This window comes from Nostoc sp. CMAA1605, assembly GCF_021596505.1.
Taxonomy (GTDB): domain Bacteria; phylum Cyanobacteriota; class Cyanobacteriia; order Cyanobacteriales; family Nostocaceae; genus Trichormus.
This window is the reverse complement of record NZ_PJIZ01000109.1, coordinates 1-15,235: the sequence shown is the minus strand read 5'-3', so window position 1 is coordinate 15,235 and position 15,235 is coordinate 1. Positions and strand designations below refer to the sequence as shown.

The 15,235-nt window shown below is 42.4% G+C and carries 12 protein-coding genes and 1 pseudogene; 9 read left to right on the top strand and 4 right to left on the bottom strand.

Features of this window, described 5'->3' with window-relative positions:
* Together CV014_RS25655 and CV014_RS25650 are read right to left on the bottom strand one after the other, a co-directional pair.
* Positions 1-1,385: metallophosphoesterase family protein (locus tag CV014_RS25655; RefSeq protein ID WP_236144599.1), on the bottom strand; the 1,385-nt coding region annotated here is incomplete at its 3' end.
* Positions 1,386-2,175: 790 nt separating this feature from the next.
* Entirely contained in the window at positions 2,176-4,389 is a 2,214-nt protein-coding gene (locus CV014_RS25650; protein WP_236144600.1) for a transglycosylase domain-containing protein, read from the bottom strand.
* Positions 4,390-5,072: 683 nt separating this feature from the next.
* Between CV014_RS25650 and folK the strand changes: the two genes are divergently transcribed.
* From folK to CV014_RS25615, 7 genes are all read left to right on the top strand, one after another.
* Positions 5,073-5,564 carry a 2-amino-4-hydroxy-6-hydroxymethyldihydropteridine diphosphokinase gene (folK, locus tag CV014_RS25645; RefSeq protein WP_236144598.1) on the top strand — a complete coding sequence of 164 codons (492 nt, stop codon included), beginning with the start codon at positions 5,073-5,075 and terminating at the stop codon, positions 5,562-5,564.
* 86 nt (positions 5,565-5,650) lie between these two features.
* The gene (locus CV014_RS25640) at positions 5,651-6,199 is read left to right on the top strand and encodes an NUDIX hydrolase (protein ID WP_103138278.1); all 549 of its coding nucleotides are present in this window, start codon (positions 5,651-5,653) and stop codon (positions 6,197-6,199) included.
* A 152-nt stretch (positions 6,200-6,351) separates the two neighbouring features.
* Positions 6,352-6,801, top strand: coding sequence for a deaminase domain-containing protein (locus CV014_RS25635; RefSeq protein ID WP_236144597.1), 450 nt, complete (start codon positions 6,352-6,354; stop codon positions 6,799-6,801).
* Positions 6,802-6,825: 24 nt separating this feature from the next.
* Complete coding sequence (locus CV014_RS25630; RefSeq protein WP_236144596.1) at positions 6,826-7,737, top strand: hypothetical protein; 912 nt, start codon at positions 6,826-6,828, stop codon at positions 7,735-7,737.
* A gap of 38 nt (positions 7,738-7,775) precedes the next feature.
* Positions 7,776-8,156 (top strand): hypothetical protein, encoded by a 381-nt coding sequence (locus tag CV014_RS25625; RefSeq protein ID WP_236144595.1) that lies wholly within the window; start codon positions 7,776-7,778, stop codon positions 8,154-8,156.
* Positions 8,157-8,304: 148 nt separating this feature from the next.
* Positions 8,305-8,976 carry an SAM-dependent methyltransferase gene (locus CV014_RS25620; protein ID WP_329608447.1) on the top strand — a complete coding sequence of 224 codons (672 nt, stop codon included), beginning with the start codon at positions 8,305-8,307 and terminating at the stop codon, positions 8,974-8,976.
* A gap of 68 nt (positions 8,977-9,044) precedes the next feature.
* Positions 9,045-10,586, top strand: coding sequence for an NAD(P)H-hydrate dehydratase (locus CV014_RS25615; protein WP_236144593.1), 1,542 nt, complete (start codon positions 9,045-9,047; stop codon positions 10,584-10,586).
* Between the two features lie 126 nt (positions 10,587-10,712).
* Here the strand turns inward: CV014_RS25615 and holB are convergent, their stop codons facing one another.
* Positions 10,713-11,690, bottom strand: a complete 978-nt coding sequence (gene holB, locus CV014_RS25610) for a DNA polymerase III subunit delta' (RefSeq protein WP_236144592.1) — start codon at positions 11,688-11,690, stop codon at positions 10,713-10,715.
* Positions 11,691-11,909: 219 nt separating this feature from the next.
* On the opposite strand from holB, the gene CV014_RS25605 reads away from it, so the two are divergent.
* Both CV014_RS25605 and CV014_RS25600 read left to right on the top strand, forming a co-directional pair.
* A complete protein-coding gene (locus CV014_RS25605) occupies positions 11,910-13,097 on the top strand; it encodes an RNA-guided endonuclease InsQ/TnpB family protein (RefSeq protein WP_236144591.1) in 1,188 nt (395 codons plus the stop codon).
* A gap of 506 nt (positions 13,098-13,603) precedes the next feature.
* Positions 13,604-14,389 (top strand): choice-of-anchor W domain-containing protein, encoded by a 786-nt coding sequence (locus tag CV014_RS25600; protein ID WP_236144590.1) that lies wholly within the window; start codon positions 13,604-13,606, stop codon positions 14,387-14,389.
* Between the two features lie 84 nt (positions 14,390-14,473).
* Here the strand turns inward: CV014_RS25600 and CV014_RS25595 are convergent.
* Positions 14,474-15,214, bottom strand: a pseudogene (locus CV014_RS25595) (Uma2 family endonuclease).
* Positions 15,215-15,235: the final 21 nt, after the last annotated feature.

Genomic DNA, 15,235 nt, shown 5'->3' with positions numbered 1-15,235 from the left:
TTTCGTAGGGTACTATTGGATTGATCATGAAAAACTTCCATTAACTCATTTCCTTCCGTACGCTGGCGACGGGGACGGCGACCGCTACCACCGGAGATAATGCAGTTAAGGTGAGAGTCGGCGTGTTTGGTGTCTACGGTACGCAGGTATTCCAAACAGTGGGCGTGTCCGTTGAAAATTAAATCTACTAACGGACGGTCTTGGACTAAATCACCGAGAGTTGCGGCTACTTGATTCAATACCCAACGCAAACGATGACGCACTGCTAAGGTTTGGGCTTGATGCCATTTTGTGGCTTCGGTAACGTAGGGGGGATGGTGGAAAAAGATGATTCTTCCCCGGACTTGGGAATTTTGCCAAGATTCGATTAATCTGTGGCGTAACCAGTCTAATTGCTCCCAGTCAGTAGGAGGGGTATCGTGGGAGGCGAGTTGTTTTTCAATGTCGAGTTTGATTTCGTTGATTTGGTCTAGTTTCGCACTGAGGTCATCAAGTTGTTCTGCGTCGTCGGGGTTGTCGGGGTTAAGTTGGTCACATTGGTTCAGAATTAATTCTTCTTCTTTGTCGATAGCTTGGCGACGCTGTTGTAATTCCCGGCGGTAGATGTCTCCGGCTTGGGTGCTGGGAAGGGGAGAAGGTGTATTAAAAGTATTTGAGTCAAGGGCGAAAAAATCTATCCCGCCGTAGCGGAAAGTATAGTAACGGTTGGGGATACGGGTAAATTCTCCTGGTACGTAACGCAGACAGCGACCTGTATGGGTTTTGGCGGTGTAGTGGAGGTCTAGGTGACGCTGTAATGCTTCTGGGGAGAGGGCGGTGAGATAATCAAGAAAGGCTTTAGCATAGGCATCACCTTGATTAGAACCATGCCAACCAATTTCAAAGTCTTTGTAACGCAGCATTCGCCGCAGTCTTAAGGTACTACCGGTCACAAGACGATACAAAAAGGGGACATCATAGTAGTCATGATTGCCGAGGACTGGTAAAAACGGTAGATTAAACACCATGCGATCGCTACCTATCTTATTAGGTTGTTCTCCACCGACTAAAAATTCTCGGTATGGTTCAATAAAGTTGCTTGGGTAATATTCATGAGAACCAACTACATAAATCACATCGCCGGTATGTAAAACAAAACTGCACTCATCTTTGTGCTGAAGCATCAGTTCGGCGACTAGTCTTTGGGGATGACTACCATAATGGGGTTTCGTCCCACTATCCCCAATGACTAAAAAAGAAAATTCTGGGTTGTCGTCCTGGTTATCGTCTATGACTATGCTGGTTTGGTCAATTCCTCTCTGTTGAATGCTGGGATGTTGCCATCGTACCCTTTCCTTCATTTTCTGGATTTTAACTGGGATTGATGGTTCGGAAATCAATTTCATTGGTCGTTATCTCCCAAGTGTTGAGGGGGAGGTGCGTTATGCTGTCGCTAACACACCTTAGTGGCGTGTCAATCTTAAATGCTGTATTAAAATATCTATATCTATTTATCCGCGTTTATCCTTATTTTCCTGTGTTTAATTGCATTCCCATATAATGCACAAATTTAGCCTCGCCACGCTAATACATATACTGACGCACCTTACCAAACCCTGAATATAAGATAATTTTTCTCATGTTCTCTAAACGACTAGAGACACAGAATATCACACACCTACAAATACCTTAATGTTGCTAAAAACTGCATCTCCCTGATTTCACTCATCAAACAGCCCGATAAGGGCTGTATACTTTAACTCTGTGTATTTAAAGTTTTGCCCTTATTTCCGTGATAATTGGTCACAAAATAACTATCCTCGCGCCTAACGCACCGCCTCACTGTTCCCCGTTTCTTGTTCCCTTACTACGCAAATGATTTCATGAATTAAAGCGGATTCCTATAGAAATTAGTTAAGGGGATAGATGACACTTGCTAGTTGCAATGCACCTACCCCCAAATAGCTGCCCAGATGAAGAACCTGGAACCCTATAATCTGGTATCTAATCAACCTAGTATCAGCCGTTATATGTTGATTGTCACTGGGATAGATACGGATTTACAAGATATTTGTGAACAATTCCTACTGAATATTTTTAGGGACGCTAAATCCACTCCACTTACTACAATGAGAAAAACCCGCCCACGCAACTTTCCTCAGTAACGCAGGGGCTAGGATGCTGTATCGATAGTCCCTAATTCCTCGGTCTGAGTCGTTCCCGCCAAGAGGGTGTAGGGGCTGAAGAGTTCGCTGGGGCTGGTGAGTTTCCAGAATTTTGAGTTGTAGAGGCACCTGATTCTGATGTTCTTCTGCGCCGGACTCTTACCGGGGTTACTGTGCTGGTATCACTAGCAGTTGTTTCTCTTCTTGTACGATTGCGCCGCTTTCTTCTGGGTGACTCGGAAGATGAGTTATCATCTGTTTGTTGATAGCTGCTTCTGCGTCTTCTCGATGGTCTGGTTTCCTGTTGTTCTTGTTCTTCACTGGTTTCTAGAGGACGGTTAGAAATTTTTCTCCCCTTAATTGGTTGAGCTTTGATACTACCTTTACGACCTTCTAGTTTCGGTCTTTCGGGAAACTTTTCTACCGGCATTCCCTCCACCGCCACTTCCATAAATTCGTGCCAAGTGTAAGCTGCGCTACCGCTACTCCCATAGGTGGGGCGGTTATTATCGTTACCTAGCCACACCCCTGTCACTACTTGAGGAATGTAACCAATAAACCATAAATCACGGGCTTCATCGGATGTGCCTGTTTTACCTGCGACTGGGCGATTATCTAATTGAGCTGCTGCACCTGTCCCAGCTTCCACAACGTTGCGTAACATCCAAGTCATAATGGCTGAACTAGTGGGGTCAAGGACGCGTTTTGGTTGAGCATCTACTGACCAAATAACTGCACCTTTGCGGTCAAGGATGCGACGAATACCATGTGGCTCTGTATGTAGTCCTTGAGTAGCAAAAGTACCATAAGCACTAGTTAATTCCAACAAGTTAACTTCATTAGAGCCAAGGGCGAGGGAGTAGTGAGGTAGGAGCTTGGATTTAATCCCCATGTTGTGGGCTAGGTTGATAGTTGGTTCAAAACCAACGTCTAGTAAAACTTTCAGTGCGACTACATTCACAGAACGGGTGAGCGCATCGCGCATATCCATCTCACCCCGAAAAGTTTCACTATAGTTTTTGGGTTCGTACCCATCAATGACAAAAGGTGCATCTACATAAGTATCGTAGGGGCTTTTGCCTGTAGCGATCGCGGTGGCGTAAACAAAGCCTTTAAAGGTGGAGCCTGGTTGACGTTGGGCTTGGGTGACGCGATTAAATTGGTATTTGCCAAAGTCTTTCCCCCCCACCATCGCCTGAATTTCGCCGTTGCGGGGATCGATAGCGACTAAGGCGGCTTGTTTAAAGTTTTGCCATCTACCTTGATTTTGTAAGGTTTTGGTAACGGCGGCTTCGGCGGCTTTTTGCCATTTGGGATTCAAAGTTGTTTCCACAATTAAACCCCCTTTGGTTAACACATCGGGGGCAACGTGTTTGGGTAATTCTTGTAAAATATAGCTGCTAAAATACGGAGCTTCTAACTGTAGGCGTTTTGGTAAACTGGTTTGCAGTTTAATTGGTTCTTGGATGGCAGCTTGTTTTTGAGCATCTGTGATAAAACCTTCCTCTGCCATCCTCTGTAGGACTAAATCCCGCCGTTGCTTGGCGGCTGTGGGGTTGGTGGCTGGGGAATAAGCACTAGGTGCGGGGGCTAGTCCGGCAATGGTGGCAATTTCTGGTAAGGTGAGTTGATCTACTGGTTTACTAAAGTACACCCAGGAAGCATCAGCTACACCATAAGCCCCTGAACCCAAGTAAACTAAATTTAAATAACGTTCTAAAATTTGGTCTTTAGTTAACTCTTGTTCGAGTTTGTGGGCGAGGCGGACTTCTTTGAGTTTGCGCCAAATTGTCTTTTCTTGCTTGAGGAAGAGAATCCGCGCTAGCTGTTGGGTAATGGTGCTACCACCTTCAACAACATTTTGCGATCGCACATTATTCACAACTGCTCGTAAAATCCCTTGGGTATCCACACCACCGTGTTGCTGAAATCTCCTATCCTCAATAGCAATAAAGGCTTTTTGGAGATTACCGGGTATTTGTTCTAGTTTGAGAGATTCTCTCGTTGCTTCCCCTTGCTGTTGTAAGATGCTGCCATCAACCGCCTTAATAGTTAATGTTTGCTCGCGGATGACTGTTTGCAGTTCTGACTTATCCGGCAAGGAACGATCTATGGTGGAAATCAAGTAGCTAAAAGCGACAATCCCACCTCCTAGACTCAAGCCAGCCCAAAACCACACCCGCCGATAAATCGGCCGCTCGCGTCCAGTGACGTTTCTCAATATCCCCACAGTCGCTGTACCCATCTGGTGGAATATTTGTCTAACTTTCGCTGACTTCGTTTGTGGTAATCGCTCATTAGTCGATTCTTCGTTTTTGAATTGATTACCGGGCGACAAGCGTAGTTCCTCCTTCTCTTGAGTCACTGAAAATGCGGTCAATTGCTTGAACCAGGAGGTAGAGGACTTCCAATTTCAAAAAATTTACTATCACGTTAATTGCAAGGGGAGCAGGGAGCAGGGGGAAAATAAAAATATCTGCTCTTGAACATTGGATAGTTTATTGTCTGGAAGTCTCTAAGCTTCTCCACATTAAGTTCTTCGCCAAATTATGTAGTTGTCCGCTAAATACTAAGTAATAGTTTTTTGTGGGCGCACTACATCCGTGTTAGTATAGTATCCCATAAAGAATTCACTGAATTCATTGCTACATAAAAATGTTTTTTTTATAGCCATTGAAAATCATTTAAGCATCCAGAATTAATGTCTGGAAGGTTTGCGTTCACTTGGTAAAATCCTATTCAATCCTAGATGGCACAGGGATATTAGGTGTACTTATTTATCCCCTAAACAAGTAGCAACTCTGGATACAGACCCTTGGGATTCTCTGAGCGCAAATCTGGATTTAGTAAATATTAATACATCTGTTTTAGTTAAATTATCTTCAGAAAAACACTATCAAAAGTATTAGAAAAATTTGAGTGAAAAATGTGTTAGTCCACAAAAGTGCGATCGCACTCGGTAGTAATATAGGTGATTCCCTGACGAATTTAGCAGCAGCCATTGCAGAATTAGTCACAATTGCTGGTATTGAGTTAATAGCTCAATCCAGTTGGTATAGAACTAAAGCAGTAGGGCCACCACAACCAGATTACATCAATGGTTGTATTATTTTGCAAGTCACCATGACTCCGCAACAATTAATCGCCACATTGCTAGCCACAGAACAAAAATTTGGGCGTGTGCGTCAAGAACGTTGGGGGCCGCGATCGCTGGATTTAGATATACTGCTATACGATGATCTAATTATTAATGCACCTAATCTCCAGATCCCCCACCCCCGAATGCACGAGCGAGCCTTTGTCCTTGTGCCTTTAGCGGAAATCGCCCCTGACTGGCTAGAGCCAGTTTCCGGATTAACCGTGGCAGAACTTGTAAAAAAAGTAGACTGTTCTGATGTACATTTGTTAAAGGGCAGTTAAAGTGACCATTCAATCAACGCAAAAAACACTGGCATCATTGCCAACATAGTTATTTTTGCGTAGTTACACACAACACAATCTTAGATATGCCATTAGGTAGAGAATTACCACAGCTATTAAAGCAACGCTTATTTTACAAGGGACGCAAGTTTGATTTTGAAGTAAATCGCCTGCGTTTACCCAACAAATCCGAAGGCGAATGGGAGTGCATTCGTCACCCCGGCGGTGCTTTAGCTGTGCCTGTGACTGCGGAAGGTAAACTCATCCTTGTACGCCAATATCGCTTTGCCATTCAAGGTAGGATACTAGAATTTCCCGCCGGGACAGTAGAACCCAACGAAGATCCATTAGAAACAGTAACGCGCGAAATTCAAGAAGAAACTGGTTACAGCGCGCAAAAATGGGATAAATTAGGCGAATTTTTCCTAGCACCAGGCTATTCCGATGAAATCATCTACGCCTACCTGGCCAGAGATTTAGAAAAGCTGGAAAACCCACCAGCGCAAGAAGCTGATGAAGATATAGAGATTGTATTTTTCACGCCAGAAGCTTTTGAAAAAGCCATTTTAGAAGGCGAACCAGTGGATGCAAAAACAGTTTCCAGCTTTTTCTTAGCACGCCCATTTTTAGTTTAAGTAAGAGCGAGCGTAGTTCTTAATAACTTCACATACTTCATCATCTGTTTCATGTCTAACTTGCAGATTTTAGATTTACTAAAAAACTTCATCAGTTGTCTATATTTGCAAGTTAGCTAGGAAACATCTGACTACTTTAGTGATTTACCTCCATGAGTCCTAAGCTGAAAAAGGAGGATTTACGAAATAATGCGGCTTTAATTAGGGAGTTGTATTTACGAAAACCTGTTGGTAGAAGCAATGTTGTAATTGCTGAATTGTACCTTGATAACAATGTAGCTTTCTGTGCTGGAGCTACTTCCAAAGGGGGTAGCAAGAGTCCGATCCGCACAATACCTACTCCTAAATCAGAAGGAGGGCAATTTCAGCCATCTATTGACTCTCGTACAAGTAGGTTGATGGATACTGATGCTGAGTATAAGGTCTTATCAGAAATTGCTCATACCCTGGAAATGTTTTACGATCTTCAAGTAGAGGGCAAACTCTATCTTTATACTGAGTTTCAACCATGCGAGAGTTGTAACAGCGTGTTAAGGCAGTTTAGGGAAAAGTTTCCACATATAGAGATAGAGGTTTTTTGGGACTACCCATATCCACCATAATTACTACAGGACTAGGGAGGAGTTATGACTTCGAGAAGGAGTAGTTCTATAAACAGAAAGTCATTACTACTGTGCAATTTACCTAACTCACTGCAAGAAACATTAGACAGGGTATTGCAAGAACATTATGAAAAACTCTATGAACCAGAAGCAACAGCATCTCTCGAAGACGCTTTAGACGATATTTTTACTTCATTTCAGAATTATAATCCCTCATTAAGTCATCTTCGTTGTGTTTGGATGGCATTGATACTTGCTGTTGTTGTAGAACCTACAGTTAAATATTATCAGCCTGATAACTGTATTCCCCAGGTAACTATTAAGCAAGTAGCTGTTTGGTTAATAACAACCATCACAGAAATGATGAATAATAAAGAGCAAAGTGTTGAAGCTGTGAGAACAATAGCAGAAAATGCTACAGTCAATCACTTGCAACTTTTGAATACAACAAAAAAAATGGCCAGCTTCCAGATATTATATGAAGCTTTGGATGTTTATAATAATGCAATAAAAGCACTTGCTCCTAATCAGTCACTAGCAGCAATGATAGATATTTTAGATGATTGTCTAGAGGGTTACGCCATCTTTCCTGGCTCTGATGGCAGACGTGAATTATTTGAATGGTGGTTATTAGATGTTGTACCAGCTTGCTGGTATTTATTACCTCCTAGCTCTATCTACTCGACAGGTAAATCAGCATATGAAAAACGCATAATATCTCGTCAAATAGATAAATTAAATGACATCAGTTTCGCACTGTGGACTATTATTTCTTTAGCTGAAAAAGATAAAAACAAAAATTATAATGCTAAGAATAGCGGGATATTAACTAATTCAAGCCACACATTTAATATTGCTTTCAAAAAGAACTTATTAGATAAAAACTTTGACAATAATAAATATTTTATAAACAAACATAAGACAAGTATAAATTAAAATAGTTTACTATTTTTGAACGGAGAGGATGTCATGCAATGAGTGAGCAAAAAGATGTGATAGGTGAAATTTTAAATAGTCTTCGTGTGGGTGATGCTAACGAAGAAGAAGCAGAAAAACAATATGATGAAGAATATGTTAATTTGCTAAAATCTGCTTGCAAAAGTTTTCTTGAAAAAGAGGAGTTTATAGTTGGACAAATTGTCAAATGGAAAGATAATCTAAAAAACAGAAGATTTCCATACTATAACCAACCTGCTATTGTAATCTCTATACTAGATGAACCTGTGAATAGTAAAGAGGATGAATCTGGTAGTCCTTATTTTTTAGAAACTTTAGATATTATTTTGGGAATAATAGTTGATGATGGTACTTTTTTAACTTTCTATTATGACAGTAGGAGATTTGAGTCTTATTAGAGTCAAGTTGTAATTGTCAAATAAAACGAAAGCTGATAACTAGTATGACTTAGATATCCTGTTTAATGTTAATTGTTAGTGTGTTTTAATTTGTCAATAAAGGTGTTAATTGAAAAATTTTTGGCTTTGAGGATCACAGTTAATGGTAATGCAGTTAGAAAATGTCGTTCCTTTTGGGAGGTCGCTGGATGAATATGTCAAGATGTTTAACTTGACGGATGCTGATTTACAAAAATCAATTTTGAGTGTAGCCGATGGCCCGGCTAGCTTCAATGCTGAAGGTACAAGACAGGGATATCGCATCAAGTCTATTGATCCACTTTATATTTTTACATCGGCGCAAATTCGCGATCGCTTTGCTCAAGTCGTTGACAATGTGATTGCACAAGTGGAACGAACTCCTGATGATTGGGTGTGGACGTATCATAAATCACCCGATGGTTTGAGGAAAAATCGCGAACAAGTCACGCAACTTTTTTGTGCAGATTTTGAACTTGGCAAAGATGAGGGTAGATATGAGGTGGGTGAGTTACCCAAATTAAAATACCAAGATGGTGCATTTGACTTGGGTTTGAGTTCTCATTTTCTATTTTTATATTCTGACCATTTTGATGGGAACTTTCATTTGGAATCTATTCGGGAAATGCTGCGAGTCTGCAAAGAAGTGAGGATTTTCCCATTATTAACTTTAATGTTACAGCGATCGCCCCATCTGCAATCTATAGTTGAGCAGCTAGAACAGCAAGGATACCAATGTGAAATTCACCAAGTTGAGTATGAGTTGCAGCGTGGTGGTAATGAAATGCTGAGAATACACTAATTAATTTGTTTAGTCCTTGCGCTATAGATTATTGGTATGTGCTAGCTAATCAATTACGGTAAGGTGAAGTGCTGACTCGAAAAGAACAAATTTCCCAAGTCGTTGTCACTGCTGCCCAAATGCGGGACATTGAAGGGCAGATATTTGCCGCCGGAATGCCTGTTGCTGCTTTGATGGAAAAGGTGGCGGGACTTATTGCTAGGCGTGTTCAGGATATTTACCCCAGTCCCCGCATTGGTATCCTTGTCGGCCCTGGACATAATGGGGGTGATGCGTTGGTTGTAGCCCGTGAGTTACATTTTCAAGGGCTAAATATTTGGATTTATGCACCTTTCTCTAAGTTTAAGGAATTAACCTCACAGCATTTGCAATATGCTCAAAGTTTGGGTATCCCTTGTTATCAGGAGATTGAACAATTACCTGAATGTGATTTGTTAGTTGATGGGTTGTTTGGTTTTGGTTTAGAAAAGACCATTACTGATTCCATTGCTTCGGCTATTAATCATTTCAATGACTGCGATAAACCCATTATTAGCATTGATGTGCCTTCCGGTTTGCACACTGATACAGGTGAAGTATTGGGGACGGCTATTCGTGCAACCTATACCCTGTGTTTGGGTTTGTGGAAGTTGGGTTTATTACAGGATCAGGCTTTGGAATATGTGGGGAAAGCGGAGTTGATTGATTTTGATATTCCTTTGGCTGATGTGCAAGCGGTTTTAGGAGACACCCAAAAAATTAAACGCATTACAAAAACCACCGCAGTTTCTACCCTACCTCTACCCCGTCCCCTAGTCACGCATAAATATAAAGAAGGACATCTACTATTAATTTGCGGTTCGCGGCGTTACGCAGGGGGTGCAATTTTAACGGCTTTGGGTGCTAGGGCGAGTGGTGTGGGGATGCTGTCTGTGGCTGTACCGGAATCTCTCAAGCCACTTTTGGTGTCTCATTTGCCGGAAGCGTTGATTGTTGGTTGCCCAGAGACGGAAAGTGGGGCGATCGCTCAGTTACAATTACCAGAGAAGACAAATTTAAATTCCTTTAGTGCGATCGCTTGTGGCCCTGGATTAACTACAGATGCTACTCCCATTGTCGAGGAAGTGATGCAATGCGATCGCCCTCTAATATTGGATGCCGACGCTTTGAATATCTTAGCAGGGCTAAATCCCATCCCCACCTTACAAAAACGCCAAGGTGCAACCATCCTCACACCCCACACAGGCGAATTTCAACGTTTGTTTCCCCATTTACCGGATGCTAAACAAGACAGAATAGCTGCTGTGCAGGAAGCCGCCACCCAAAGCGGGGCAGTAGTATTATTAAAAGGTGCCAGAACAGCAATATCCAATCCCCAAGGTATCGTCTGGATTAATCCTGAAAGTACCCCAGCTTTAGCCCGTGGTGGTAGCGGAGATGTCTTAACAGGGTTAATGGGGGGATTATTAGCCCAAGCTATTACTAAAGAATTGCCCACAGAAGATATTGTTGCTACAGCCGCATGGTGGCACGCCCAAGCAGGAATTTTAGCAGCTAAAGAACGCACAGAATTAGGAGTAGATGCCTTTACTTTGACAAATTACCTCCTACCCGTAATTCATTCTGCTTAGGATCTGCAAGTCCCTTTAAAAAACTTTGGGGGTTTAAGTCCCCTGCTTCTATAAGCAGCGTGTTTTGTGTCGGGGTTTAAATCCCCGTCACAAAACGTAATTGCGAATTGCGAATTGCGAATTGTTTTAATTTTGAGGATTCAGAGTTTGGAAGCAGAATAATAATGTACATTCCCACACTAGACGGGGTTGGGTGTAAGCGAGTAAATATTTACGTGTTTGTTCTAATTGATTCATGATGGTTGGTTGATGCCATTGTTGCCAGTATGACTGCTGGAGATAATCAACTAACCAAAGTTGCGTTTCTGTATCTAATTCCTTGTCAATTTGTTTAGCTAGTTCTAAAGCTTGGCGGTAGGATGTGGGTACTTTCAGTAAATTGGCAAGTAAGTCTGAAGGAATGGCTTGTAACTGCTCGTAAGCTGCGATCGCACTCCCTGGACTACCTGCTGCTATGCTCAAAATCGCAGGATACTGTAATATTTCCTCATGCCCCGTCTTTGTCAACACTTGAGTCAAAGACGCTGTATCTAGGCGAGAAAAAGCGATGCGCTGACAGCGTGATACTAAAGTTGGTAACAAAGATTCTGGTGCAGGCGTAATTAAAATTATCGTTGCGTTTCCTGGTTCTTCCAAAGTCTTGAGTAGCGCATTAGCTGCTGCTTCCGCCATCGTTTGGGCTTCTTCCAAGACTACTATATTTCTGGGGGCTTCCAAAGAAGGACGACCGAGAAATTCAGTAATTTCTCGAATTTGTTCTAGCCTAATTACAGGTGGTGCTTTGCGTTTAAGTTTTTTTTCAGCAGCTTCTGCGGCGGTGAGGCGTTGTCCTTGATATTGGTAAGTCGGCTGTACCCAAAAGACATCGGGATGATTCCCTTGACGTAAGCGTTGCTGTAAGGATGACAGAGATTCAGCTTGGACAGCATTAGCAAATAATAATTCAATGAAGCACCGCGCCGCTAAACTTCGTCCCACACCATCCGCACCCGCGAACATATAAGCTGGTGCTACTCGATTCTGTTTTACAGCCTGAGTCAGTAATTCTACAGCTTGTGCTTGCCCTAACAGTGGTGCAAAGCATTCTTTCATAATTAAGTTCATCTAACACCCCCAGGAGACTCCCGCCACAGCGTCAGCTTGGCGGTGAGAGGAATGGGGACGAGCGAGGAGCTTCACCCCTGAGTCGAGTTGCTGCGTAGCAGTAACAGACGATGGGGTGAGCGACACTTCGACGAAGCTCAGTGACCGCGAGTGAGTAGTTAAACTCTGGTACATAGCGGGTTGTAAGTATTTCACAGATTTTATGATAAAATGTGAGGTATGGAAAAAGCCTACCGCTACCGATTTTATCCAACTGCCGAGCAAGAACAAATATTGCGCCGGACAATTGGTTGTGTGCGGTTGGTTTTTAACAAGGCTTTGGCAGCGAGAACCGAAGCTTGGTACGAGAAGCAAGAACGAGTTGACTACGTTCAAACTTCTGCTATGTTGACGCAGTGGAAAAAACTCGATGACCTCCAGTTTTTGAATGAGGTTAGCTGTGTACCACTGCAACAAGGTTTGAGGCATCTGCAAACTGCTTTCACCAATTTCTTTGCAGGTAGGGCTAAATACCCCAACTTCAAAAAGAAACGTAGTGGTGGCAGCGCAGAGTTTACCAAGTCTGCTTTCAGGTGGAAAGATGGACAAGTCTACTTGGCTAAATGTTCTGAACCATTGCCCATTAAATGGTCTAGGCAACTGCCCAAGGGGTGTGAACCCAGTACCATCACCGTGAAACTTGAACCTTCTGGACGCTGGTTTGTTAGCTTGCGGATTGATGATCCAACCGACCAAACCATGCAACCAGTTGATAGTGCTGTTGGTTTGGATGTTGGTATTAGCAGTCTCGTTACCCTGAGTACGGGTGAAAAGATTGCTAACCCCAAAGCGTTTGACAAGCACTATCAAAGGCTGAGGAAGGCGCAAAAGTCTTTGAGTCGCAAACAGAAGTCCTCGCGTAACAGAGACAAAGCAAGGCTCAAAGTTGCTCGTCTTCAAGCTAAAATCTCTGACTCCAGAAAAGACCATCTGCATAAACTGACAACTCGATTGATTCGTGAAAACCAAACGATAGTAGTTGAGGATTTGGCAGTTAAGAACATGGTCAAAAATCCTAAGCTTGCCCGTGCTATCAGTGATGCTGCATGGTCGGAGTTGGTGAGACAACTGGAATACAAAGCCAAATGGTATGGTCGAAACTTGGTAAAAATTGACCGATGGTTTCCTAGCTCTAAACGCTGTGGCAACTGCGGACATATTATTGATAAGCTGCCGTTGAATATCAGAGAGTGGGACTGTCCCAACTGCGGAACACACCACGACCGAGATATCAACGCCGCGAAAAATATTTTGGCGGTGGGACACACTGTTACAGTCTGTGGAGCGAACATAAGACCTGATGGGCATAAGTCTAAAGGGCAGTTGCGAAAATCCAGTAATGGAAAGAAACAGAAACCTAAGTCGTGAGTCTTGGGAATCTCCCGCTACACCGCAAGGTTAGCGGGAGTGGATGTCAATTTCAATGTTTTGTATCAGATGTGAGTAGAACAACTGGAAAAACAAACTATATTAAGTAATGTCAAAATACCAGAATTAAGTTCGTAGTAAGGACTTTAGTCCTTCTTTGTTCGTGGAGCATCTCACAGAGAAAACTAAAGTTCTCATTACAAACCTTTCATTATTGCCCCTATTCTACTTATCGGATTCCTACTTGGTTTTTGAGCAAGAATTATCTCTGATTACACTAAAATTTCTATCATAAATGTTAACTATTATTTAAGTATTCTGCACATAAAAATCAATACTTTAACAGTAATAATCGAAAATTTGGTAAAGATGCACACATTTTCTAGACAAAACACCATTCAAGCACTAACCTAATAAATAAAGATAGAAGCAAATTCTGCTACATAGGTTTAAAGAGTTTCCACTGTTTAAGCACATACTAACTAACCATCAACAATCAAAAAACAATGTTATCGTCAAAACTATTTAGCTCCAAAAGCAAATTCCTGACAGCTTTAGGATTAACTACTATTAGTTTATTGCTGACAACTAACGCAGCACAGGCTTTCACACTTGTTAATAGAGCAGGTTTTACGGATGCAGAGTTTGAGGATCTGCAGTTTAACGGTGACTTTACGGAATTATTTGTGGCTGAAGGCCGCATTGGGAACAATAGCTTAAGTTCTGCGGAAAGAGAATTAGGTCTTAACACACCCTTGATACCTAGTGGTAGTAATTTGATTGGCGGTATACCAGTGGTATCAGGTCAACGTGTATGGGGTAATGGTACACCAGTGAATTTTTCCTTAGAATACACTGGTAGTCAGGTAAACTATATCGTGGACGGACAACTACTCAGCACTACTAGTTTTACTGGTGCAGCTAATAGCATTTTTATCCGTACTCGTGCAGCTGATAATAGTTTTATAGAACTGAGTAACTTAGTCTTTGATGGCACAGCAATTGGTGATACTGTACTTTCTTCTGTAAGCGGAACGGGAAGAGATATAGACTATCTGCAAATCAGCGATATATCTCAGCCTTTTACCCTCACAGGTCAAGTGTTGATGAGTTGGACGGATGCTGTACCCAGAAATTCAGCCTTAGCTTATCAAATTAAAGTGGGTTCTACTCCTACATCTGTACCTGAACCTGGAATGGTGGGTGCGATGTTCTTAGCTGGTGTTGCTGCTGTAGGTTACGGCAAGAAAAAGTCATCTGTGAATAACTCAAAAAAAGAAATATCTTTGTAATGTTAAGTTTTGACATTGAAGATTATGTTGGGCGGGGTATAAATCTCCGTCCAGTATTTTCCCCAATCCCTAGTCCCTAGTCCCCTATTCCCCATTCCCTGAAAAGCGATCGCCTGTAGCAAATTTGTGTAACTCTGCAACAAACTTTTGATGTTCCCCTGAATTTAACCCTGTTTGCAACACCCCCAATACTTGCTGCATATTACCTGTTACTAATGCAGAGACATCCAGCCACAATCCTGGAAAGACTTGACTTTGAATGATACCATCTGCATTTGGTGTTAACTCCACATATTCACCATCTTGCAAGCTGAACCAACTCACAGTGCTTTCAAAAACTTGCCAAACAATATATTCCTGAATACCATTGCGACGATAGGCACGTTTTTTATCGTATAAATCTTTAGTTGCACTACTAGCAGCGACTTCCGCCACTAATTCCGGCGCGCCTTCCACATAACCATCCACGCCAATATAAGAACGTCCGCCACAAGCAGTATCAATGATCAAAATAGCATCCGGCTGGGGTTCATTATCTAAATTAGTCTTACAGTCGGGTTATCACCTAGTCGAACACCAGGTGTAGCCACTTTGTAATTTCCCAGCCAGATCATTAAATTGCCGTGGGGTTCGGCGTGGGGTTCAAAGCGCAGAGGGGAAGCCACGTAAACGATTCCTTCAATTAACTCAGCTTTTTTCAGATTCGGCATAGCACTGTAACGCCGCTCCAAATTCAGGACGAACCAAGCGATCGCCACTCTCAAGAGGAGGAATATAATCAGGGGTAGCTGAAGAAGTTGGTTGTTGTGGAGAGGTGTTAACCATAACCGCAAGTGGTGGCATTGG